General features: G+C 73.4%; 16 protein-coding genes and 1 riboswitch. Of the genes, 7 read left to right on the top strand and 9 right to left on the bottom strand.

Annotated elements, in window-relative coordinates:
• Positions 1 to 134: 134 nt before the first annotated feature.
• The 4 genes from EES41_RS27100 to EES41_RS27085 form a co-directional block, all read right to left on the bottom strand.
• On the bottom strand, positions 135 to 800 hold the full coding sequence (locus tag EES41_RS27100; protein WP_123080686.1) for a GntR family transcriptional regulator: 666 nt from the start codon (positions 798 to 800) through the stop codon (positions 135 to 137).
• 165 nt (positions 801 to 965) lie between these two features.
• Positions 966 to 1760, bottom strand: a complete 795-nt coding sequence (locus EES41_RS27095) for a M23 family metallopeptidase (protein ID WP_123080685.1) — start codon at positions 1758 to 1760, stop codon at positions 966 to 968.
• 12 nt (positions 1761 to 1772) lie between these two features.
• A riboswitch (cyclic di-AMP (ydaO/yuaA leader) is annotated at positions 1773 to 1932 on the bottom strand.
• A gap of 195 nt (positions 1933 to 2127) precedes the next feature.
• On the bottom strand, positions 2128 to 3495 hold the full coding sequence (locus EES41_RS27090; RefSeq protein ID WP_123082715.1) for a pitrilysin family protein: 1368 nt from the start codon (positions 3493 to 3495) through the stop codon (positions 2128 to 2130).
• Positions 3496 to 3515: 20 nt separating this feature from the next.
• The gene (locus EES41_RS27085) at positions 3516 to 4880 is read right to left on the bottom strand and encodes a pitrilysin family protein (protein ID WP_123080684.1); all 1365 of its coding nucleotides are present in this window, start codon (positions 4878 to 4880) and stop codon (positions 3516 to 3518) included.
• 250 nt (positions 4881 to 5130) lie between these two features.
• Here EES41_RS27085 and EES41_RS27080 point away from each other — a divergent pair, with 250 nt between their 5' ends.
• On the top strand, positions 5131 to 7587 hold the full coding sequence (locus EES41_RS27080; protein ID WP_123080683.1) for a DNA topoisomerase (ATP-hydrolyzing) subunit A: 2457 nt from the start codon (positions 5131 to 5133) through the stop codon (positions 7585 to 7587).
• A 101-nt stretch (positions 7588 to 7688) separates the two neighbouring features.
• Positions 7689 to 9794 carry a restriction endonuclease gene (locus EES41_RS27075; protein ID WP_174261750.1) on the top strand — a complete coding sequence of 702 codons (2106 nt, stop codon included), beginning with the start codon at positions 7689 to 7691 and terminating at the stop codon, positions 9792 to 9794.
• A gap of 28 nt (positions 9795 to 9822) precedes the next feature.
• Here EES41_RS27075 and EES41_RS27070 read toward each other — a convergent pair whose 3' ends face one another.
• Both EES41_RS27070 and EES41_RS27065 read right to left on the bottom strand, forming a co-directional pair.
• Positions 9823 to 10941, bottom strand: coding sequence for a GTP-binding protein (locus EES41_RS27070; RefSeq protein WP_123080681.1), 1119 nt, complete (start codon positions 10939 to 10941; stop codon positions 9823 to 9825).
• A 25-nt stretch (positions 10942 to 10966) separates the two neighbouring features.
• Positions 10967 to 12118 carry a citrate synthase/methylcitrate synthase gene (locus EES41_RS27065; protein WP_123080680.1) on the bottom strand — a complete coding sequence of 384 codons (1152 nt, stop codon included), beginning with the start codon at positions 12116 to 12118 and terminating at the stop codon, positions 10967 to 10969.
• Between the two features lie 82 nt (positions 12119 to 12200).
• Between EES41_RS27065 and EES41_RS27060 the strand changes: the two genes are divergently transcribed.
• Positions 12201 to 13460 (top strand): citrate synthase, encoded by a 1260-nt coding sequence (locus EES41_RS27060; protein ID WP_123080679.1) that lies wholly within the window; start codon positions 12201 to 12203, stop codon positions 13458 to 13460.
• Between the two features lie 20 nt (positions 13461 to 13480).
• Here the strand turns inward: EES41_RS27060 and EES41_RS27055 are convergent, their stop codons facing one another.
• Positions 13481 to 16816 (bottom strand): BTAD domain-containing putative transcriptional regulator, encoded by a 3336-nt coding sequence (locus EES41_RS27055; protein ID WP_123080678.1) that lies wholly within the window; start codon positions 16814 to 16816, stop codon positions 13481 to 13483.
• A gap of 120 nt (positions 16817 to 16936) precedes the next feature.
• On the opposite strand from EES41_RS27055, the gene EES41_RS27050 reads away from it, so the two are divergent.
• The 4 genes from EES41_RS27050 to EES41_RS27035 are packed head-to-tail and all read left to right on the top strand — an operon-like array spanning position 16937 to position 20543.
• A complete protein-coding gene (locus tag EES41_RS27050; protein WP_123080677.1) occupies positions 16937 to 17620 on the top strand; it encodes a hemerythrin domain-containing protein in 684 nt (227 codons plus the stop codon).
• A 52-nt stretch (positions 17621 to 17672) separates the two neighbouring features.
• Positions 17673 to 18107 (top strand): DUF4267 domain-containing protein, encoded by a 435-nt coding sequence (locus tag EES41_RS27045; RefSeq protein WP_123080676.1) that lies wholly within the window; start codon positions 17673 to 17675, stop codon positions 18105 to 18107.
• Positions 18108 to 18162: 55 nt separating this feature from the next.
• Positions 18163 to 19791, top strand: a complete 1629-nt coding sequence (locus tag EES41_RS27040) for a sensor histidine kinase (protein ID WP_123080675.1) — start codon at positions 18163 to 18165, stop codon at positions 19789 to 19791.
• Positions 19792 to 19808: 17 nt separating this feature from the next.
• A complete protein-coding gene (locus EES41_RS27035; RefSeq protein WP_254211794.1) occupies positions 19809 to 20543 on the top strand; it encodes a response regulator in 735 nt (244 codons plus the stop codon).
• Positions 20544 to 20547: 4 nt separating this feature from the next.
• Here EES41_RS27035 and EES41_RS27030 read toward each other — a convergent pair whose 3' ends face one another.
• Complete coding sequence (locus tag EES41_RS27030) at positions 20548 to 22140, bottom strand: cation acetate symporter (RefSeq protein ID WP_123080673.1); 1593 nt, start codon at positions 22138 to 22140, stop codon at positions 20548 to 20550.
• Entirely contained in the window at positions 22137 to 22640 is a 504-nt protein-coding gene (locus EES41_RS27025) for a DUF485 domain-containing protein (protein ID WP_123080672.1), read from the bottom strand. Before EES41_RS27025 ends, EES41_RS27030 begins: the two co-directional genes overlap by 4 nt.
• Between the last annotated feature and the right edge of the window lie 80 nt (positions 22641 to 22720).

The raw sequence follows: 22720 nt of genomic DNA, 5'->3' as shown, positions 1-22720 counted from the left end.
CAGCCCCTTCGCGAATTCGATATTCCAAGCAGCCCAAGCGGCCGGAATCAGACCCGCCTGCCCCGCGAATATCCGCCACCGCGCAATATCGCGCGCCGATATCGGCCCCGTCCGGCCTTTGTATACGGCTCTTGTTAATGGGGGCCGCTCGACATGTTTACGGCAGGTTGCGAAGTCCTCACCCGGAGCCGGTGCGTCCCCGCCGCCCGGTCCGCGTGGATCGCGGTGAGCGCCCGCGCCCGCTCGGCGTCGCCCCGGGCCACCGCGTCCACGATCGCGCCGCGCTCCGCCCAGGACTCGGCGGGCCGCTCCGGGGCCTCCACCGCGTACATCCAGGCCACCTTGTGCCGCATCTGCGTCAGCAGCGCGATCAGCCCCGGACTGCCCGAGGCCTGGGCGAGCGTCTCGTGGAACCAGCCGCCCAGGGCCCGCAGATCCTCCCCCTGGCCCCTCCTGGCCCGCTCCTGCCCCAGCCTGACCAGCCCGCGCAGCACCTTCAGGTGCGCCTCCGTGCGCCGGCGGGCGGCCCGGGCGGCGGCGAGGGGCTCCAGCAGCATCCGTACCTCAAGGAGGTCCGCGGCCTCCTGCTCGGTCGGCTCGGCCACGCAGGCGCCGGCGTGCCGCCGGGTGGTGACGAACCCCTCGGACTCCAGGGTCCGCAGCGCCTCGCGCACGGGGACGCGCGAGACCCCGTACCGCCGGGCCAGCACCTCCTCGGTCAGCCTGCTGCCCGGCCCGAAGACCCCGGAGACGATGTCGTCGCGGATCGCCGTGCACACCGCGCGCGCAGGAATACGCAAAACCGAACCTCCGCCTCATTCCGACTACCGTGCTGCGACTCTATTGCAACACACGATAATTTCCGAGTACGGCCGGATATTCGAAATATTTGCCATAAAAAAGAGGAAGACCCCGGCTCGATGAGCCGGGGTCTTCCTCGAAGCGGTGCGAAACGCGGCGCCTGGTCAGACGTTGACGCCGTGCGAGCGCAGGTACGCCACCGGGTCGATGTCCGAGCCGTACTGGGGGCCGGTGCGGGCCTCGAAGTGCAGGTGCGGGCCGCTGGAGTTGCCGGTGGAGCCCGACAGGCCGATCTGCTGGCCCGCGGTGACCTGCTGGCCGACCGAGACGCCCAGCGAGGACATGTGGCCGTACTGGGTGTAGGTGCCGTCGTTGTGCTTGATGACGACGTTGTTGCCGTACGCGCCGCCGTTGCCCGACTCGACGACGGTGCCCGCGCCGACCGCGTGCACCGTGGTGCCGGAGGCCGCGTGGAAGTCGATGCCCGTATGGCTGCCGGAGGACCACATGCCGCCGCCCGCGTGCCACTGGGTGCTGACGTACGAGTCCTCGACGGGGGCGACGAAGGTGTTGAGGCGCTTGCGCTCCTCCTCGCGGGCCGCGCGCTCCGCGGCGTCGCGCTCGGCCTTCGCCTTGGCCTCGGCCACGCGCTTGGCCTCCGCGGCCTGCTGCTTGGCGTCGGCTTCGGCCTGCGCCTTGACGGCGGCGACCTCGGCGGCGCGCTCCTGGGAGTCGGCCTGGGCCTGGATCTCGCCCTGGAGGTCCTCGGCGACGACCACGGCGTTCAGGCCGGTGTCCTCCATGGAGAGGGCCTTGCCGTCCGCGGCGAACGCGGGGGCGGCGATGGAGCCGACGACACCGGTGGTGGCGAGGGCTGCTATGCCGGCGTAGCCGGCGGTCTTGCGGCTCAGACGGCTGGAACCACGGTGCTTGCCGGCGGCACGACTGCCAAACGCCATGAAGGGGCTGATCCTTTCCTTCCCTCTCGCCTACCGGGTTAGCTGACGGGTTCGGAGCAGGAAGGTCTCCTACGGGCCCCCTCTGACGAGGCGGTCCGATTCACCCCAGGGACGCATGTGGGTCCCCGGCTCCCCAGGCTCGCGCCTGACGGGGACTCGGCGATCGCTGTCCGGTGCCGCGGATGCGGCGGTTACAACTGACGAACAGCACGCCTGACGCTAGGCGGATCATCAGTCAATCGCCAAACAGACTCGCGCTTTTGTTGCGTACGCCACACCACATACACGCAACCTCAGCGCTAAACAGACATAAGGGGCCCCGGCGGACAAGCCGCCGAGACCCCTTGGGAACCGCTTCCGGATCCGTCTAGTTGGTGACCACCGTGACGTCACCGATCCCGAGGGCCCGCACCGGTCCCTCGATCTCGGCGGCGTCGCCCACCAGCACCGTTACCAGCCGGTCCACCGGGAACGCGTTGACGACGGCCGAAGTCGCCTCCACGGTGCCGGTGTCGGCGAGCTGCGCGTACAGGTGCGCCTGGTAGTCGTCCGGCAGCTCCTGCTCGACCTGGTCGGCGAGCGTGCCCGCGACGGAGGCCGCGGTCTCGAACTTCAGCGGGGCCACGCCCACCAAGTTCTGCACCGCCACGTCCCGTTCGGCATCGGTCAGGCCGCCCTCGGCGAGGGTGCGCAGCACCTTCCAGAGGTCGTCCAGCGCCGGGCCGGTGTTCGGCGTGTCCACCGAACCGCTGATGGCGAGCATCGAGGCGCCCTTGCCGTCGGCCGTGGAGCGCAGCACCTGGCCGAAGGCGCGTACGCCGTACGTGTACCCCTTCTCCTCGCGCAGGACCTTGTCCAGACGGGAGGTCAGGGTGCCGCCGAGGCAGTACGTGCCGAGCACCTGGGCCGCCCAGACGCGGTCGTGCCGGTCGGCGCCGGTACGGCCGATCAGCAGCTGCGTCTGGACCGCGCCGGGCCGGTCCACGATGACCACGCGGCCGGTGTCGTCGGCGGTGACCGGCGGAACCGGTCGCGGCTCCGCGAAGTCGCCGGTCCAGGTGCCCAGGGTCTCCGCGAGGACGGCGTCGAGGTCGATGCCGGTCAGGTCGCCGACGACCACCGCGGTGGCGGTGGCGGGGCGTACGTGGGCCTCGTAGAAGGCGCGCACGGCCGCGGAGTCGATACGGGCGACCGTCTCCTCCGTGCCCTGGCGCGGGCGGGACATCCGCAGGCCGGCCGGGAACAGCTCCTGGGAGAGCTGCTTGGCGGCGCGGCGCTGCGGGTTGGCCAGCTCGTGCGGGATCTCGTCGAGCCGGTTGCGCACCAGCCGGCCGACCTCGCTGTCCGCGAAGGCGGGCGCGCGCAGCGCCTCGGAGAGCAGGCCGAGGGCCTTGGCCAGGCGGGAGGCCGGCACCTCCAGGGAGACCCGGATGCCCGGGTGGTCGGCGTGCGCGTCGAGGGTGGCGCCGCAGCGCTCCAGCTCGGCAGCGAACTCCTCGGCGGAGTGCTTGTCGGTGCCTTCGGACAGGGCGCGGGCCATGATGGTGGCCACCCCGTCCAGGCCCTCGGGCTCGGCGTCCAGCGGGGCCGCGAGGTTGATCTCGACGGCGATGACCTGCTGGCCCGGGCGGTGGCAGCGCAGCAGGGTCAGGCCGTTGGGGAGCGCGCCGCGCTCGGGGGCCGGGAAGGCCCACGGCCGGGCCTCGCCGGCCTCGGGGCGCGGGTGGAAGGTCATCGTGACGGCTGCGGTGTCGCTCACTGCTCCGCCCCCTCGTTCTCGGAGTGCTCGGTGTGCTCGGCGTCGTCGGCGTCGGTGTCCGGGCCCGTGAGCGGCTCGTACACCAGCACCGCCCGGTTGTCCGGGCGCAGTCGGGCCGCGGCCACGGCCTGGACCTCCTCGGCGGTGATGTCGAGGAGCCGCTTGACCGCGGTCAGGGCCAGCTGCGGGTCACCGAACAGCACCGCGAAGCGGCACAGTTCGTCGGCGCGGCCGGAGACGGTGCTCAGCCGGTCCAGCCACTCCCGCTCCAGCTGCGCCTGGGCGCGCTCCATCTCCTCGGCGGTGGGGCCCTCGGCGGCGAACCGGGCGAGTTCCTCGTCCACGGCGGCTTCGATGCCGGGGACCTCGACGCCGCCGGAGGTCTTGACGTCCAGCCAGCCGAGCGACGGCGCGCCGGCCAGCCGGAGCAGGCCGAAACCGGCCGCGACGGCGCTCTGGTCACGGCGTACCAGGCGGTTGTGGAGCCGCGAGGACTCGCCGCCGCCCAGGATCGTCAGCGCCACGTCGGCGGCGTCGCACTCGCGGGTGCCGTCGTGCGGGAGCCGGTAGGCGGCCATCAGGGCGCGCGCCGGGACCTGCTCGACGATCTCCTCGCGGAGCTGCTTGCCCATGACCTCCGGCAGCGATCCGTCGCGCGGCGGCTGCTTGCCGTCGTGCGAGGGGATGGAGCCGAAGTACTTCTCGATCCACGCGAGCGTCTGCTCGGGGTCGATGTCGCCGACGACCGACAGCACCGCGTTGTTGGGCGCGTAGTACGTGCGGAAGAAGGCGCGCGCGTCCTCCAGCGAGGCCGCGTCCAGGTCGGCCATCGAGCCGATCGGGGTGTGGTGGTACGGGTGGCCCTCGGGGTAGGCGAGGGCGGTCAGCCGCTCGAACGCCGTGCCGTACGGCACGTTGTCGTAGCGCTGGCGGCGCTCGTTCTTGACGACGTCGCGCTGGTTCTCCATCGACTCGTCGTCGAGGGCGACGAGCAGCGAGCCCATCCGGTCCGCCTCCAGCCAGAGCGCGAGCTCCAGCTGGTGGGTCGGCATGGTCTCGAAATAGTTGGTGCGCTCGAAGCTCGTCGTGCCGTTGAGCGAACCGCCGGCACCCTGGACGAGCTCGAAGTGCCCGTTGCCGGGTACGCTCGCCGAGCCCTGGAACATCAGGTGCTCGAAGAGGTGAGCCAGGCCGGTTCGCCCCTTGACTTCATGGCGCGAGCCTACGTCGTACCAGAGGCAGACCGCGGCGACCGGGGTCAAGTGGTCCTCGGAGAGCACCACGCGCAGGCCGTTGGCCAGCCGGTGCTCGGTCGCTGTCAGGCCGCCGGAGCCGGCCTGGGCTGTGGCCGTGTGACCCATGGGCATGTGGTCCCTTCGATCGCGATGCAGAGATTTGTGTCAGACCTGCCACTGTATGCAAGCGCGCCGATGCCCGTAGAAGTTCCCGGGTCCCGTTCCCCCGCACGACTCCGTCCGGGGGGACCCCCAGGGTCGGAGTCGGCGTTGTCGGTGCCTCGGGACACAATGGTCCGCGTCACCCGACTCGGACCCCGTCAGAACACCAGCCAGACCCCCAGCAGACCTTTCTTGGTTAAGGAGCCGCGCAGCGATGGCCCGCCGCAGCACGAAGACCCCGCCGCCGGAGGATTTCGAGGAGAAGATCCTCGACATCGACGTCGTCGACGAAATGCAGGGCTCCTTCCTCGAGTACGCGTACTCGGTGATCTACTCCCGCGCCCTGCCCGACGCCCGGGACGGCATGAAGCCGGTGCACCGGCGCATCGTCTACCAGATGAACGAGATGGGCCTGCGCCCCGACCGCGGATACGTGAAGTGCGCCCGCGTCGTCGGCGAGGTCATGGGCAAGCTGCACCCGCACGGTGACGCGTCGATCTACGACGCCCTCGTGCGCATGGCCCAGCCCTTCTCGATGCGGCTGCCGCTGGTCGACGGCCACGGCAACTTCGGTTCGCTCGGCAACGACGACCCGCCGGCCGCCATGCGTTACACCGAGTGCAAGATGGCCGACGCCACGTCGCTGATGACGGAGTCGATCGACGAGGACACGGTCGATTTCACCGCCAACTACGACGGCCAGGAGCGGGAGCCGGTGGCCCTGCCCGCCGCCTACCCGAACCTGCTGGTCAACGGCGCGTCCGGGATCGCGGTCGGCATGGCCACCAACATGCCCCCGCACAACCTGGGCGAGGTCATCGCGGCCGCCCGGCACCTGATCCGGTACCCGCAGGCGGACCTGGAGGCGCTGATGCGCTTCGTACCGGGTCCCGACCTGCCGACCGGCGGCCGGATCGTCGGCCTCTCCGGGATCAAGGACGCCTACGAGAACGGCCGCGGCACCTTCAAGATCCGCGCGACGGTGGCGGTCGAGACCGTGACGGCGCGCCGCAAGGGCCTGGTCGTCACCGAACTGCCCTTCACGGTCGGCCCCGAGAAGGTCATCGCGAAGATCAAGGACCTGGTCGGCTCGAAGAAGCTCCAGGGCATCGCGGACGTCAAGGACCTCACCGACCGCTCGCACGGCCTGCGCCTGGTCATCGAGATCAAGAACGGCTTCCACCCGGAGGCCGTCCTGGAGCAGCTCTACAAGCTGACGCCGATGGAGGAGTCCTTCGGCATCAACAACGTCGCGCTGGTCGACGGACAGCCGCTGACGCTCGGCCTCAAGGAGCTGCTGGAGGTCTACCTCGACCACCGCTTCGAGGTCGTGCGCCGCCGCAGCGAGTTCCGCCGGACCAAGCGCCGCGACCGGCTGCACCTGGTCGAGGGCCTGCTCGTGGCCCTGCTCGACATCGACGAGGTCATCCGCCTCATCCGGGACAGCGACAACTCCGCGCAGGCGAAGGAGCGGCTGATCGAGCGCTTCTCGCTGAGCGAGATCCAGACCCAGTACATCCTGGACACCCCGCTGCGCCGCCTCACCCGCTTCGACCGGATCGAGCTGGAGTCCGAGCGCGACCGGCTGAACGGCGAGATCGACGAGCTGACCGGGATCCTGGAGTCCGACAGCGAGCTGCGCAAGCTGGTCTCGGCGGAACTGGCGGCAGTCGCGAAGAAGTTCGGCACCGAGCGCCGTACGGTGCTGCTGGAGTCGGCCGGCACACCGGTGGCGGCGGTTCCGCTGGAGGTCGCGGACACCCCGTGCCGGGTGCTGCTGTCGTCCACGGGCCTGCTGGCCCGCACCGCGAACGGGGAAGCCCTCCCGCAGGAGGAGGGCGGCGCCCGCGCCAAGCACGACCTGATCGTCTCGCAGGTCGCGGCGACGGCCCGGGCGGACGTGGGCGTGGTCACCTCGTACGGGCGGCTGCTGCGGCTCTCGGTGATCGACCTGCCGCAGCTGCCGGACACCCACGCCGCGCCGAACCTGGCCGGCGGCGCCCCGGTCGCCGAGTTCCTCTCCGGGCTGGAGGCGGACGAGAAGGTCGTCTGCCTGACCTCGCTGGACGAGTCCTCGCAGGGTCTGGCGCTGGGTACCGAACAGGGCGTGGTCAAGCGCGTCGTGCCGGACTACCCGGCGAACAAGGACGAGCTGGAGGTCATCACCCTCAAGGACGGCGACCGGATCGTCGGCGCGGTGGAGCTGCGGACCGGCGAAGAGGACCTGGTCTTCATCACGGACGACACCCAGCTGCTGCGCTACCCCGCGAGCCAGGTGCGCCCGCAGGGCCGCCCGGCGGGCGGAATGGCGGGCATCAAGCTCTCCGACAACGCCAAGGTGATCCACTTCTCGGCGGTGGACCCGGCCCGGGACGCCTTCGTGTTCACGGTGGCGGGTTCGCACGGGACGCTGGACGACTCGGTGACCTCCGGGAAGCTGACCCCGTTCGACCAGTACCCGCGCAAGGGCCGGGCCACCGGCGGCGTGCGCTGCCAGCGGTTCCTGAAGGGCGAGGACGTACTGGTGCTGGCCTGGGCGGGCAACGCGCCGGTCCGGGCGGCCGCGGCGAACGGCACTCCGGCCGAACTCCCGGCCGTGGACCCGCGCCGCGACGGCTCGGGGGCGCCACTGCCCGCGGTCGTCGCGGCGCTGACGGGGCCCGCGCTGTAGGACGGCGGAACGGCATTCGGGTGGTGCGTCCGGGAGACGTACCACCCGATTGGCGACTAGTGTTTTCCCGTTGGTGCTTGTGGTGGGGCGGGGGAATGCTGATGAGCCGTCAATCGAGTGGGTTGATCGGGAACTGGGCCGAAGCTCGGCGCAGGCAGCAGCAGACGCAGGTGATCCAGCATCGCGAGGCGGAGCGTCGCCGACGGGCGTGGGACCGGGACGTTGCCCGGGGCGAGCGCGAGCAGCAGGCCGCCTACCGACAGCATCGGGAAGCCGAGGCTCGGCGCCGCACAGAGGGCATAGAGGCCGAGGTCGCAGCGCTGCGGGACCTGTTGGTAACGGGCTGCCGAGCGACGGCGTTCCGTATGGCCTCGCTCGTGCGGTCCGAGGTGCTCGAAGCATTCCGCCCGGGGGCGTTGGCCCAGCCAGTGGCGACACCCCGAATCGAGCAGTTCCTGGAGCAGAGCAGCGGCATGGCCCTCGGTTCCTACCGGCGGGTCCAGGCGGAACGCGAGGCTCACGCCCAGTTCACGCGGGCCAGCCAGAAGGCGCAAGCTGCCGAGGCGCGCCGCCGCCAGCAGCTCGCCGATCACCGGCAGCAGTACGACCGGTGGGCGGCCGAGCAGCTCGTCGGGATCCGTGCGCACAACCGCGGGCTGAACGAGCTGGCCGGTAAATTGCGCGCGGGTGAGGCGGACGCCGTGGTGGAGTATTTCTCGGCCGCGCTCTACGCTTCCACGGCCTGGCCCGAGGAACTGCCGAGGCAGGTCTCGGCAGCGTACGACCAGGCTGCGCGGCAGCTGGTGCTCGACTGGGAACTACCCCGTTACGGAGTGGTGCCGGAGGCCAAGTCGGTGCGCTACCTGCCAAGCATCGACCAGGACAAGGAGACGACTCGCCCGGCCGCGCAGCGGCGAGCGCTGTACCGGGACCTGTTGGCACAGTGCCTGCTCCTGGTGGTGCGCGAGCTCTACGCCGCAGACGAGTTCGGAGCGCTGGACTCGGTGGTCGTCAACGGGTTTGTGGACGACCACGATCCGGCGACGGGCCGGGAGGCCCAGATCATCCTCGCCATGGTGTCGGCCGTCCACTCCTCATTCACGGGGCTGCGGCTGGAGCAGGTCAGCGCGGTGGACTGTCTGGTTTCGGGGCTGGGCGGACAGCTCTCGGCGCGGCCCGACCAGCTCACGGCGGTGCGCCCTGGGCGCCGTCCCGACGAGGTCGGCGGAGGGGTCGTGAGCCACGGCGGGCACGCCGGCGACGCGGACGACGAGCCGGACCTGTTCGCGATGGATCCGATCGACTTCGAGAACCTGGTCGCGGAGCTGTTCCGGGCGATGGGCATGGAGGCGGTGACCACCCAGCGGTCGGGCGACGGCGGGGTGGACGTGGAGGCGCTGGACCCGGCTCCGATCCGGGGCGGGCGGATCGTGGTGCAGGTCAAGCGCTACCGGAACACGGTGCCGCCGACGGCCGTGCGTGATCTGTACGGCACGGTCCAGGACAAGGGGGCGAACAAGGGGGTGCTGGTCACCACCGCGTCCTTCGGGCCGGGGTCGTACACCTTTGCCAACGGCAAGCCGCTGGAGTTGGTTCCCGGAGCGGACCTCGTCGAGCTGCTGCACCAGTACGGGCTGCGGGGGCGGCTCGGCGGGGGCGCACCGGCCCCGGCGGCCCCCGCGCGGCGGGCGGCCGAGACGGCGCCCGAGCCCGCGGCTCCGGCGGACCACAACGTACTGGGCATGTCCTGGTCGGGGTCCGTCGCGCTCGACGTGTGCGCGCTGGTCTGCGAGGGCGGCCGGGTGCTGAGCGAGGACCACTTCGTCTTCTACAACAACCCCCGGAGCCCGGACGGTTCGGTACGGGCCCGCGCGCACGCGCGGCCCGACAAGGCGGCTCTGGAGGTCTCATTCGACGCGCTGCCCGAGCGCGCCGACCGTCTGGTGCTCGTCGCCGCGATCGACCCGGAGGTCGACCCGCAGGCGGACCTCGCCGGGTTCACCGACGCACACATCCGCCTGCTGTCCGCGGGCGGCGAGGAGCTCGGCCGGCTGGACGTCTCCGACGGCCGCGCCGGCGAGACCGCGCTGGTCCTCGGTTCGTTCCGGCGGCGCGCGAACGGCGACTGGGACTTCGTGATCGGCGGCAAGGGCTACCGCGGCGGCCTGGAGGACCTGCTCGGCGAGTACGGCGTGGAGGTGGCGTGAGGCAGCGGGCCCGGCGGCGCCCGCTGCGTCAGTCCTCGGCCGGGGCGTCCGCGGGCCGGTCCACGTAGCGCAGGACGCCCCACATGCTCTCCGGGGGCACCTGCCGCGGGGCCGGTTCGCGGCAGGCCTCCAGCTCCCGGAGCAGGGCCAGGCCGTCCGTGCCGGAGCCGATCAGGACGAGCTGGGTCAGGCGTGCTTCGCCCCGGCCCCAGGGTCCGGGGGCGAAGCGGAGGAACCGGCCGACGGCGTGGACCTCGTAGCGCTCCTCGTGCCCGGGGACGCCGAAGTGGACGAAGCCCTTGATCCGGTAGAGCCCGGCGGGGCGGCGGTCGAGGAAGTCGAGGAACCGGCGCGGGTGCAGGGCCTGCTCGGAGACGAACTCGATGCTCTCGTAGGCCGCGTGGACATGCCCGCACCGCTCGTGGTCGTGTCCGGCCGCGTCCGCCGGGTCGGTCTCGTCGGCCTCGTCGGCCTCGTCGGCCTGGTGGGCGGCTTCCGCGAGCAGGTCCTCGAAGGAGAGCTGGCCACGGGTCTCCGTCCACGGGCGGCGGTCGAAGAGCAGCTCCGGATCGATCCGCCCGTGGTCCGCCCCTACGACGGGGATGCCCGGGCCGCACAGCGTGCCGAGCGCGGCCTCGATCCGGGCCCGCTCGGCGGCGTCCACCCGGTCGGTCTTGTTGAGCACCACCAGGTCGGCGACGGCGAGATGGCGGTCCGTCTCCGGGTGCCTGGCCCGGGTGGCGTCGAACTCGGCCGCGTCCACGACCTGCACCATGCCGCCGTAGCGGATCGCCGGGTTCTCGTTGGCCAAGAGCATCTTGACCATCTCCTGCGGCTCGGCCAGGCCGCTCGCCTCGATGACGATCACGTCGATGCGGTGGACGGGCGCGGCGAGCTTCTCCAGGTACGCGTCCAGTTCGCTGCCGTCGACCGCGCAGCACAGGCAGCCGCCGCCGAGGGAGACCATCGAGTCGCCGACCTGGCCGGCCACCGACATCGCGTCGATCTCGATGGAGCCGAAGTCGTTGACGACGACCCCGATCCGGGTGCCTCCCCGGTTGGCCAGGAGGTGGTTGAGCACGGTGGTCTTGCCGGATCCGAGGAATCCGGTGAGGACGACGACGGGGATGGGCTGCCTGCTGTTCACCCGGCCGATCGTAACCAGCCCGGGGTCAGCCCAGTGCGGGGACCGGCTGCGGCGGGGTCGGACCGGTGTACCGGGCGGCCGGCCGGATGATCTTCGAGTCGGCGGCCTGTTCGAGGATGTTGGCGCTCCAGCCGACCACGCGGGCCGCGCAGAAGGTCGGGGTGAACATCTCGCGCGGCAGTCCGCACAGCTCCATGACCACGCCCGCGTAGAACTCCACGTTGGTGTGCAGTTCGCGGCCCGGCTTGAGCTCGGCGAGGATCCGCTCGACGTGCCGCTCGACCTCGACCGCGAAGTCGACGAGCGGGCCCCCGAACTCGCGCGCCGTGTCGCGCAGCATGCGCGAACGCGGGTCCTCGGTGCGGTACACGGGGTGTCCGAAGCCCATGATCCGCTCACCGGCGAGGACCCGTTCGCGGATCCACGGGTCGATGCGGTCGGCCGTGCCGATGGCGTCGAGGGTGTCCAGGGCCCGGCTGGGGGCGCCGCCGTGCAGGGGGCCGGAGAGGGCGCCGATCGCCCCGGTCAGACAGGCCGCGACATCGGCGCCGGTGGAGGCGATCACACGGGCGGTGAAGGTCGAGGCGTTGAACCCGTGGTCGATCGTGGAGATCAGGTACCGCTCGACCGCGCGGGCCTTGACCGGGTCGGGCTCCTCCCCGGTGAGCATGTACAGGTAGTTGGCGGCGTACGGGAGGTCCGCGCGCGGCTCCACCGGTTCCAGGCCCTGCCCGAGCCGGTGCAGGGCGGTGAGCAGGGTCGGTACGGCGGCGCAGGCGGCCAGGGCGTCGGCCGCGCGGCGCTCGGGGCCAAGGTCGTAGACGGGGCGGAAGCCGGCCGAGGCGCCGAGCAGCGAGAGCGCGGTGCGCAGTCCGGCGAGCGGGCCGGACAGGGCGGTGGCCCGGGCGAGTGCGGGCAGGGCGTCCCGCACCTCGGCGGGCAGCCTGCGCAGCGGCTCGATCTCGGCGGCGAAGGCGTCCCTCTCGGCGGCGTCGGCGGGCAGGGCGCCGCGGAACATCAGGTGCCAGACGTCCTCGAAGCCACGGCTCCCGGCGAGCTCGACGGCCGAGTACTGGCGGTAGTGGTAGAAGCCTTCACGGCCACGGACGTCACCGAGTTCGGTCTCGGTGACCACGACTCCCGCGAGACCGCGGGGTACTTCGACGCTGGTGTTCATGGATCGACCATCCATGCTTGACTCAATACTTGTCAATATTGATCGAATCAACATTCACATCAACATGCGTAGGATGTGCGTCATGAACGACAGGGCGGGCGACCAGGCGGGCTCCGGGAGCAGGATCAGCACCCGGCAGGCGGCGGAGCTGCTCGGCGTGAAGCCGGCGACCGTGTACGCGTACGTCAGCCGTGGCCAGCTCACCAGCCGCCGCGACCCCGTCGGCCGGGGCAGCAGCTTCGACGCCGCCGAGGTGGAATCGCTGGCCCGCCGCAACCGGCGCGAGGCCGCGGCCCCGACCGGCTCCGCCGGGGAACTCGCGGTGCGGACCTCCCTCACGCTCATCGAGCCCGACCGGTACTACTTCCGGGGAGTGGACGCCGTCGAGCTGGCCTGGCGGCACCCGTACGAGGAAGTCGCCGAGTGGCTCTGGACGGGCACGCTGCCGCGCGGGGTCCGCTTCACCGCTCCCCCGGAACCACTGGCGGCGGCCCGCCGGGCCGTGGCCGCCCTGCCCGAGCACAGCGGACCCCTCGACCGGCTGCGCGTGGCCACCGCCGCCGCGGCCGTGGCGGATCCACTGCGCTTCGACCTGTCCGCCGAGGCTGTCCTGGGCTCCGCCCGCTGCCTGATCCCGGTCCTGGTCGACGCCCTGCCGGAGGTGGGCCCGCCCGGCTGGCGCGGGGACGGCCGGCTGGCCCGGCGGCTGTGGACCCGGCTGACGGCGCGCGAGCCCGACCCGGACGCGCTGGCCGCGCTGGACCTGGCCCTCGCCCTGCTCATCGACCACGACCTGGCCGCCTCGACCCTGGCCGTACGGGTGGCCGCGTCCGCCCACGCCCATCCGTACGCGGCGGTGTCTGCCGGACTCGGCGCGCTCGAAGGCCCGTTGCACGGCGCGGCCGGGCGGCTCGCGCACCGGATGCTGGCGGAGGCGCTGGAGCGGGGCGGCGCCGCGCCGGTGGTCGCGGACCATCTGCGGGCGGGGCGGCGGGTCCCGGGGCTCGGCCACCGGCTGTACGCGGGCGAGGACCCGAGGGCCCGGGCGCTGTTCGCACGCCTGGAGACCCTCCCGCAGGCTGCCCCGGCCCTGGCCGCGGCCCGGGAGGTGGTGGCCACCACCGCCGCCCGCCGGCCCGGGCTGCACGCCAACGTGGACCTGGCGCTGGCGGTGCTGACGGTGTCCTGCGGCATGCCGGCGGAGGCCGGCGAGACGGTGTTCGCGGTGGCCCGTACGGCGGGCTGGATCGCCCATGCCCTGGAGGAGTACCAGGAGCCCCCGCTCCGGATGCGCCCGGTCGGCCAGTACCGGGGCCCGCGCCCCCCACAGCCGATGCCGTAGCGACGGCCGCCGGGCACCCCCTACGCCGGGTCGCGCCACCGGGTGGTGATGCGGGCGGCCGCCGCGAAGTGGGCGGCGGCTTCGGCCTCCCGGCCGAGGAGCTCCGCCAGCTCGCCGAGGGTGTGCGCGACCGGCCGGGTCGCCAGGGTGAACCCGGCGGCGGGCGGCGGGGCGTCGCGGTAGGGCAGCAGGTCCGCGTACAGCTCCGGCGCGCCCCGCCGCTCGCCGAGCGCCACCAGGGTCATCGCGCGGAAGGTCCCGAAGACCCGGAAGAAGTAGTCCGGCCGCAGCGGTCCGCACCGCTCCAGGACCGCGCGGGCCTCCTCCGCTTCCCCGGCCGCGGCCAGCGCCACCGCGAGCAGGTCGCCCACCGCCGGGCCGTACCGCGCGTACGCCTGCCGGGCGGAGGGCAGCGTCCGCGCCAGCTGCCCCTCGCTCGCCCGAAGGGTCGCGACCGCGACCGACAGGTACCCCTGGGCGTGCGGGGATCCCTGCCGGGCCATCGCCTCGGCCGCCCGCGCGTACAGCCGCTCCGCCTCCGCCGGCCGGCCCTCGGCATGGGCCAGGGTCGCCGTCACGCAGTCGGAGACCGCCGACGCCTCCGGCATCCGGTAGCTCCGGGAGAACTCCGCCGCCTCCCCCAGCAGCCGGCGCGCACCGGCCGCGTCCCCCGTCGCCGCAGCGGCCGTCGCGCGGGTGAACAGCCCGAACCAACGGTGCGCCGGCAGCTCGTGCGCCGCGCCCAGCCGTTCCAGTTCCCGCCCCAGCCCGGCCCGTTCCGGCCCTTCCAGATCGGGGTCCAGCTCCCGGACCAGCGTGACGAGGGCCGCCGCCCGCAGCGCGGGATCCCCGAGGCCCTCCGCGAGCGCGACCGCCTCCCGCGCGGCGGCCCGTACGCGCGGGATCCGGGCATCGGAGAGTTCGGCCGCGTACGCCCCGAGCAGCCGGCACCGTACGGCCGGTTCGAGACCGGGCCGCTCCAGCAGGCGTTCGAGCAGCGCCACGACCGGCCGGTCGACCGTCCCGTACGGCCGGGTCTGCCAGGGGCTCGGCTCGGTCCATGCGGTGAACGCGCTGATCAGCAAGGATTCCCGGCCCGTGCCGACCGCGCACTCGATGGCCTCGCCCCGCGTCTCGCGGGCCGCCATGACCGCTCCCGCGCGCACCTGGGCCCGTACCAGACGGCCCAGCAGCTCGACCCGTTCGCCGTCGCGGTCGCCCGCTGCTCCCGGAACGACGGGGGTGCGCTCGAAGCAGGCCACCGCCTCCACGAGCAGCGCGGCGGCCGTGTCGTGGGCGAACCGCCGGTCGGCGAGGTCGGCGGCCCGTACGCAGTAGTCCACGGCCTTCGCCGCGGTCACCGAGGAGGCCGCGCGTACGAAGTGGTGGGCGAGCCCCGAGACGTCGTCCGGAGCGAGCCGCTCCAGGCTCTGCCCGATCCGCCCGTGCATCCTGGCGGCGCGCAGCCGGCTCAGGTCGGCCAGCAGCGTGTCCCGGACCAGCGCGTGCGCGAACCGCACCCGCCCCGGACCGGGTTCGACGAGCAGCCCGGCGACCAGACCCGCCTCCAGCGCGTCCAGCACGGCGTCCTCGCCCGCGTCCGCGGCCCCGACCAGGACCTCGACACCGCACTCCCGCCCCGCGACGGCGGCCAGCCGCAGTACGGAGACCACCGCGTCGGGGAGTCTGCCGAGCCGGCGGCGCAGCACGTCCCGCACTCCCTCGGGCACGTCGGACAGGGCGACGAGGGCCCCCTCGCTGCCCAGCAGCCGGGCGCTCTCGCGGACGTAGAAGGGGTTGCCCCCGGTCCGTTCGGCGAGCGCCGCCACCGTCGCGGGGTCCGCCTCCGGGCCGCCTAGCGCCCGCACCACCTCGGCGACGGCCGCCTCGGGCAGGCCGGGCAGCGCCACCCGGGTCGGCGAGCGGCGGGCCAGCAGGGCGAGGGTGTCGGCGAGCCGGCCGGGCACCTCGTTGGGCCGGAACGCGCCGACGACCAGCAGCGGGGTCCCGGGCGGCGGCTCCCCGGCCCCGGCCAGCAGGGCGAGCGTTTCGCCGTCGGCCCAGTGCAGGTCGTCCAGCACGACGCAGACGGGCCGCTCCCGGGCCGCCGCCGCGAGCCACTGCCAGACCGCGCGGTGCATCCGGAACCGTCCGGCGGCGGTGTCCCCGGCCGCGCGGGAGGGCTCGTCGGTGTCGGAGAGCAGCGGGGCCACGGCGGTGGCCGCCCCGGGGCCGGGCGGGACGGCGGCGGCGTCGGTGCGCAGTGCCTCGGCCCAGGCCCAGGCGGGCGGGGCGCCCTCGGCGTCGGCGTTGCGGCCGACTGCGACGAGCCAGCCTTCGTTGCGGAGCCGGTCGCGGAACCGGTTCAGCAGGGCCGACTTGCCGAGCCCCGCCTCTCCGCTGACCAGGGCGATCCCCGGCCCGGCGGCGCGCGCCCGGTCCGCGGCCCCGGCCAGCAGCGCCAGTTCGGCCTCGCGGCCGACGAACAGGGCGGGCGCGGCCCCGGGTGCCCCGTCGGGCGGCTGCGCCCGGGGCGGCGCGGGTACCGCGGCGGCCGGCTCCGCGGCGGGCCCCGGTGCGGCCGTCGCCCGGCGCAGCGCCCGGTCGTCCTGCGCCAGGATCGCCCGCTCCAGCCCGACCAGGGCGGCGCCGGGGTCCAGCCCCGCCTCCTCGGCCAGCACGGCCCGCGCCCGGCGGAGCGCCGAGAGCGCGTCGGCCTGCCGGCCGGCGGCCCACAGCGCGAGCGCGTGCAGCCGCCAGCCCTCCTCCCGCAGGGGTTCGTCGCGGGTCAGCAGCGCGGCCCGCGCGACGACCCCGGCGGTGTCGCCGACCCTCAGCCCGGCGGCGAGGTCCAGTTCCCGCGCGGCCAGCCGCAGCTCGTCCAGCCGGGTGATCTCCGCGTGGCTCCACGGTTCGTCGGCGGTCTCCGCGTAGGCCGGCCCCTGCCAGAGCGCCAGCGCCTCCCGGAGCAGCCGGCGGGCGCGGTCCGGTGCGCGGTCGAGCAGTTCCCGGGCCTCCCCGAGGAGCCGCTCGAAGCGCCACGCGTCGACCGCGTCCTCGGGCAGCCGCAGCGCGTACCCGGGCGGCGCGCTCACCAGCAGCCGCGCCGCCGCGCGGGGGGCCCGGCCGGGTTCGAGGAGCCGGCGCAGGTTGGACACGTAAGCCTGGAGCGAGGCCACGGCCCGGGCGGGCGCGGCGCCCTGCCAGAGCTCCTCGATCATCCGGTCGACGGAGACGACCCGGCCCCGCGCGGACACCAGCAGGGCCAGGACGGAGCGCTGGCGGTGGCCGCCGAGCGGGACCGTCTCGCCGTCCCGCTCGGCGGCGAAGGAACCGAGTACGCGTATGTAGACCATGACGTTGTACAACGTAGACGGGATCGATCAACTCCGGCCGGAATCCGACCACATGGCGCCCCGGTGACCCTCCAAGCGAGCTCCAAGAGCCTTCCATGAGCCGAGGGCGAGTCTCTTCTCATGAAGACGAAGAAGACGCCGCAGACGCAGACCGGCACCCGGCCCGACACCCATCAGATGGTCGTCATCCACCGCGGCATCCGCCGCGAGGCCGGCCTGCTGATCGACCTGGTCACCGTCACGGCACCCGGGGACACCGCACGGGCCAAGGTCCTGGCGGAGCACTTGCGCACCTACCGCCTCGGCCTCCACAACCACCACACGGGAGAGGACGAGCACCTCTGGCCGGCGCTGCTGGCCCGCGTCGACCTGGAAGCCGACATCGTCCTGCGGATGGAGGAGCAGCACGAGCGGGTGGCGGCCACCCTCGCGGCAGCCGATGCCGCCCTGCCCGCCTGGGAGGCCACCGCCGCCGAGGCCGACCGCGACCGCCTCGCCGCCGTACTGGCCGAACACCGCGCCGTCCTGGTCGAGCACCTCGACGAGGAGGAGGAGTCACTTCTTCCGCTGGCCGGCCGGCACCTGACCGCTCAGGAGTGGGCCGCGATGGGTGAGCGCTTCGCGGCGAGCGCGCCCAAGCCGAAGGTGCTGTTCTTCCTCGGCATGGCCCTGGAAGAGGCCGACCGGGCCGAGCGCAGGTCGATGCTCCGCGGCCTGCCGCTCCCGGCCCGCCTGATCTGGTACGCCGTCGGCCGTCCCGCGTACGCCCGCAGGGTGCGCGCCGTCCGCCGCACCGGCCGCTGACCGCACCCGGCCCCAGCCCGCCCCCCGCCCCGGAAACCAGCAGGAGACCGCCATGACCACCACGACCGTCAAGCACCTCGCCACCGCCCTGGCCGCCCTCGGCGCCGCGTTCATCCTCTACATCGGCCTCAGCTACCTGATCGCACCGCAGGCCAGCGCCTCGCAGTTCGGCGTTCCGACCTGGCCCCGGCAGGACGGCACGGCCTTCCTCGCCGTCAAGGGGGTGCGCGACGCGGCGAGCGGCCTGGTCATCCTGGCGCTGCTGCTCACCGGGCAGCGGCGGGCACTGGGCTGGGCCCTGGCGGCGCTCACCTTCGTACCGCTGGGTGACATGGTCATCGTCCTCGGCTCGGGCGGACCCGCCGCCACGGCGTACGGGGTCCACGGCGCGACCGCCGCGGTCGTGGCGTTCACGGCGCTCCTGCTCCTGCGCGAGCGCGCGTCGGCCACCCCCACCGGGCCCGGAATCACATCCTCCGCAGTCTGATCCGTGACCCCGGAGGAATACCGCTCGTGCCTGAGCCGACCTACGGTTGTCTGTCATGCGGTTCCCCCTCTTGAGCGCTCGGCGCCTCGGGCTGCCCAGACGGGCCGTCTCCCAGATCCTGCTGACCCAGCTGGCCATCGCCGCCGGGGTCGCCGTGCTGGCCACCGGGCTGTTCCTGGCCCCGCTCAGCGCACAGCTCGACGACCAGGCGATGCGGCGCGCCCTGGCCATCGCGCAGAGCGCCGCCGCCGACCCGTCGCTGGCCGCCGGCCTGCTGACGGCCGACCCTCCGGCCGGAGGACCGGCGGCCGCGGACAGCCCCGTGCAGTCCTCGGCCGAGCGGATCCGCCGGGCCACCGGCGCCGAGTACGTGGTCGTCATGGACCTGAACGGGATCCGCCATTCCCACCCCAGCCCCGACCTGATCGGACTGCCCGTCTCCACCGACCCCGGCGACGCCCTGGCCGGCCGCGAGGTCATGGAGATCGACGAGGGCACCCTCGGCCGCTCCGCCCGCGGCAAGGTGCCCCTGGTCGCCGCGGACGGGGAGATCGTCGGCGCCGTCTCGGTCGGCATCGCCTACGACAGCGTCCGCGACCGGCTGCTCGGCGCCATCCCCGGCCTGCTCGCCTACGCCGGCGGCGCCCTGGCGGCGGGCGCGTTCGCCGCCTACCTGCTGTCCCGCCGGATCCAGCGGCAGACCCGCGACCTGGCCTTCTCCGATATCGCCGGCCTGCTCGCGGAGCGCGAGGCCATGCTGCACTCCATCCGCGAAGGGGTGATCGCCCTCGACCCCGGCGGCCGGATCCGGCTCGTCAACGACGAGGCCGCCCGGCTGCTGGGCCTCGCTCCCGACTCCGCCGTCGCCGGGCGCCCGCTGGACGACGTACTGGGCGCGGGCCGGACCACCGACGTCCTGGCCGGCCGGGTCGCCGGCCGGGACCTGCTCACCGTGCGGGGCCGGCGGGTCCTGGTCGCGAACCGGATGCCCACGCGGGACGGCGGCGCCGTCGCCACCCTGCGCGACCGCACCGAACTGGAGCACCTGAGCCGTGAGCTCGACTCCACACGGGGCCTGATCGACGCCCTGCGCGCCCAGGACCACGAGCACGCCAACCGCCTCCACACCGTCCTCGGCCTGCTGGAGCTGGGCCTGCACGAGGAGGCGGCGGAGTTCGTCACCGAGGTCGTCGGGGTGCACCGCAGCACCGCCGAGCAGGTCACCGAGAAGGTCCACGACCCGCTGCTGGCCGCCCTCCTCGTGGGCAAGACCACGGTCGCCGCCGAGCGCGGGGTCCCGCTCCGCCTCGCCGATTCCACGCTCCTGCCCGACCGTCTGATCGACCCCGGCGGGCTCGTCACCATCGTCGGGAACCTGGTCGACAACGCCCTGGACGCGGCGGCCGGCTCGGCGGCGCCCCTGGTCGTGGTCGACCTCCACGCGGAGGGCCGGACCGCGGTCCTCCGCGTCCGCGACAGCGGCCCCGGCGTGCCGGCCGCGCGGCGCGAGGAGATCTTCACCGAGGGCTGGTCGACCAAGGAGCCCAGCGGTCATCGCGAGCGCGGGCTCGGTCTCGCGCTCGTACGCCGGCTCGCGCAGCGGCAGGGCGGCAGCGCCTGGGCCGGGGAAGCAGCGGACGGAGGGGCGGAGTTCTCCGTCGTACTCCCGGAGGCCCTGCGATGAACGCGGTCCCGAGCCGGGTGTTCGCCGTATTGGTCGTCGATGACGACGTGCGGGTTGCCCGGATCAACGCGGCGTACGTGGAGAAGGTTCCCGGATTCGAGGTTGCGGCCCGGGCCCATTCGGCGGCCGAGGCCCTGGAGCTGCTCTCCGCCCACCCGGTGGACCTGATCCTCCTCGACCACTACCTCCCCGACGAGAACGGCCTGGACCTGGTCCGCCACCTGCGCCGGGGCGGCGACCTGACCGATGTGATCATGGTCACCGCCGCCCGCGACCTGGCCACCGTCCAGGCCGCGATGCGCCTCGGCGCGCTCCAGTACCTGGTCAAACCCTTCACGTTCGGCGCCCTGAGTTCCCGCCTGGAGGCGTACGGATCGCTCCGCCGCAGTCTGGAGACCGGCGGCGAGGCCGAACAGGCCGAGGTGGACCGGATCTTCGGCACCCTCGCCTCGGCCGGCACCCCCAACGCCCTCCCCAAGGGCCACTCCCCCACCACGGCCGAGCTGGTCCGCCAGGTGCTGCGGAGTGCCGACGGTCCGCTCTCCACCCAGCAGATCGCCGACCTCGCCGGCATCAGCCGCCAGACCGCCCAGCGCTACCTCAAGCTCCTCGACCGCACGGGCCGCGTCACCCTCGCCCTCCGATACGGGGAGACGGGCCGCCCGGAACACCGCTACGCCTGGCGCCCGTCGGACCGCCCGCCGAACGGGAGCGATCGACCGAACGGAAGCGATCGGCCCGACGGAACCTGACCTCTCACACGGCCCCGGCCCCCGTCAGCGCCCGGACCTCCGTCTCCGCGTGCCTGCGCTCGTCCGCCTCCTCGGCGGAGGTCACCGTCCCCAGCCAGCCCGCCAGGAACCCCAGCGGGATCGAGACGATCCCCGGGTTCTGCAACGGGAAGTACTGGAAGTCCACGCCCGGGAAGAGGGACTCCGGGCTGCCGGAGACCACCGGCGACAGCACCACCAGCAGCACGGCCGGCACCAGCCCCCCGTACACCGACCAGACGGCGCCCCGCGTGGTGAAGTTCCGCCAGAACAGCGAGTACATCAGCACCGGCAGGTTCGCCGAGGCCGCCACCGCGAAGGCCAGCCCCACCAGGAACGCCACGTTCAGGTCCTGGGCGAGCAGTCCCAGCGCGATCGCCGCCGCCCCGATGCCGACGGCCGAGGCCCGGGCCACCGCGACCTCGCTGCGCTGACGGGCGTGCCGGCGCTTCAGCGAGGCGTACAAGTCGTGCGCGACCGAGGCCGAAGAGGCCAGGGTGATCCCCGCGACCACCGCCAGGATCGTGGCGAAGGCGATGGCCGCCACGAAGGCGAACAGCACCGCGCCCCCGGTGGAGCCGGCGCCTCCGCCGAGGAACGCGGCGAGCAGCGGAACCGCCGTGTTCCCCGAGGCGTTGGAGGCGCGGACCTCGTCCGGTCCCACCAGCGCCGCGGCCCCGAATCCGAGCACGATGGTCATCAGATAGAAGGCGCCGATCAGCCCGATCGCCCACACCACCGACCGGCGGGCCGCCCGCGCGGTCGGCACCGTGTAGAACCGCGACAGGATGTGCGGCAGTCCGGCGGTGCCCAGCACCAGCGCGAGTCCGAGGCTCATGAAGTCGAAGCGGGCGGTCCAGTCCCCGCCGTACTTGAGCCCCGGGCTCAGGAAGCGGGCCCCGTGTCCGCTGCGCTCGGCGGCGCTCGTCAGCAGCTGGTCGAAGTTCCCGTGGAAGCGCAGCAGCACCAGCACGGTCAGGGTGATCGCCCCGCCCATCAGCAGTACGGCCTTCACGATCTGGATCCAGGTCGTGGCCCGCATCCCGCCGAAGGACACGTACACCACCATCAGCGCGCCGACCCCGACCACCGTCAGCGTCCGCGCCGCCGTGCCCGAGTCCCCGAGCAGCAGGCCGACCAGGCTGCCCGCGCCGACCATCTGCGCGACGAGGTACAGCACCGAGACGGTGACGGAGGAGATCCCGGCCGCGATCCGCACCGGCCGCTCGCTCATCCGCGCGGCGACCACGTCGGCCAGGGTGAACCGCCCGCAGTTGCGGACCAGTTCGGCCACCAGGAACAGGACGACCAGCCAGGCGACGAGGAACCCGACCGAGTACAGCAGGCCGTCGTAGCCGAACAGCGCGATCAGCCCGGAAATCCCGAGGAAGGAGGCGGCGGACATGTAGTCGCCGGCGATGGCGAAACCGTTCTCCAGAGGGGAGAACAGCCGCCCGCCGGCGTAGAACTCCTCCGCCGAGCCGTGCCGGTTGCGGCTGACCCAGGTGGTGATGCCCAGGGTGACCGCGATGAAGAGGCTGAACAGGATCAGCGCGAGGGTCTGGTGCTCGGTGGTCACCGGCCGGCCTCCCGGCTACGGGAGCGCTCCTGGCCGCGCTCCTGCTCGAAGACCGTCCAGCGCAGGTCCAGCGCCGCCCGGTCCCGGCGGAGCCGCGCGTGCCGCGCGTAGGCCCAGGTCAGCAGGAAGGTGCTGAGGAACTGCCCGAGTCCCGCCAGCAGGGCGACGTTGACGGCCCCGACCACGGGCCGGGCCATCACCCCGGGCGCCGCGGTCGCGGCGATCACGTAGGCGACGTACCAGAGGAAGAAGCCGGCGGTCGCGGGGACGACGAACCTGCGGTATCGGCTGCGGACCTCCTGGAAGGCGGCGCTGCGCTGCACTTCGAGGTAGATGTCGGACGCGCCGGGCGCGCGGCGGCCGCCGGCGGCCGGGTGCGGCGGCGCCGCGGCCTCGCCCTGGCCCTCGCCCTCGCCCTCGCCCCATCCGACGGCGAGCGCGTCGTACCAGGGGTCGTCCAGCCGGATCGTTCCGGCATCGCGCCCTTCGTGCTTGTCCACCGAACTCTCCTTGTCCGCCGCCGCATTGGCCGCGTGGGACAAGGATGTGCGCAATGCTCCCTTTCCGGACTGGTGTACCG

This window comes from Streptomyces sp. ADI95-16 (assembly GCF_003721495.1).
Lineage (GTDB): Bacteria > Actinomycetota > Actinomycetes > Streptomycetales > Streptomycetaceae > Streptomyces > Streptomyces goshikiensis.
Note: the sequence above shows the minus strand (reverse complement) of the source record. Positions and strands in the feature narration are given on the sequence as shown.

Excerpts from the sequence above, each read along its gene's own strand:
- EES41_RS27095 (WP_123080685.1), bottom strand. The coding sequence starts at position 1,760 with ATGGCGTTTGGCAGTCGTGCCGCCGGCAAGCACCGTGGTTCCAGCCGT.
- EES41_RS27090 (WP_123082715.1), bottom strand. The coding sequence starts at position 3,495 with ATGACCTTCCACCCGCGCCCCGAGGCCGGCGAGGCCCGGCCGTGGGCC.
- EES41_RS27085 (WP_123080684.1), bottom strand. The coding sequence starts at position 4,880 with ATGGGTCACACGGCCACAGCCCAGGCCGGCTCCGGCGGCCTGACAGCG.
- EES41_RS27080 (WP_123080683.1), top strand. The coding sequence starts at position 5,131 with ATGGCCCGCCGCAGCACGAAGACCCCGCCGCCGGAGGATTTCGAGGAG.
- EES41_RS27075 (WP_174261750.1), top strand. The coding sequence starts at position 7,689 with ATGAGCCGTCAATCGAGTGGGTTGATCGGGAACTGGGCCGAAGCTCGG.
- EES41_RS27065 (WP_123080680.1), bottom strand. The coding sequence starts at position 12,118 with ATGAACACCAGCGTCGAAGTACCCCGCGGTCTCGCGGGAGTCGTGGTC.
- EES41_RS27060 (WP_123080679.1), top strand. The coding sequence starts at position 12,201 with ATGAACGACAGGGCGGGCGACCAGGCGGGCTCCGGGAGCAGGATCAGC.
- EES41_RS27055 (WP_123080678.1), bottom strand. The coding sequence starts at position 16,816 with ATGGTCTACATACGCGTACTCGGTTCCTTCGCCGCCGAGCGGGACGGC.
- EES41_RS27050 (WP_123080677.1), top strand. The coding sequence starts at position 16,937 with ATGAAGACGAAGAAGACGCCGCAGACGCAGACCGGCACCCGGCCCGAC.
- EES41_RS27045 (WP_123080676.1), top strand. The coding sequence starts at position 17,673 with ATGACCACCACGACCGTCAAGCACCTCGCCACCGCCCTGGCCGCCCTC.
- EES41_RS27040 (WP_123080675.1), top strand. The coding sequence starts at position 18,163 with ATGCGGTTCCCCCTCTTGAGCGCTCGGCGCCTCGGGCTGCCCAGACGG.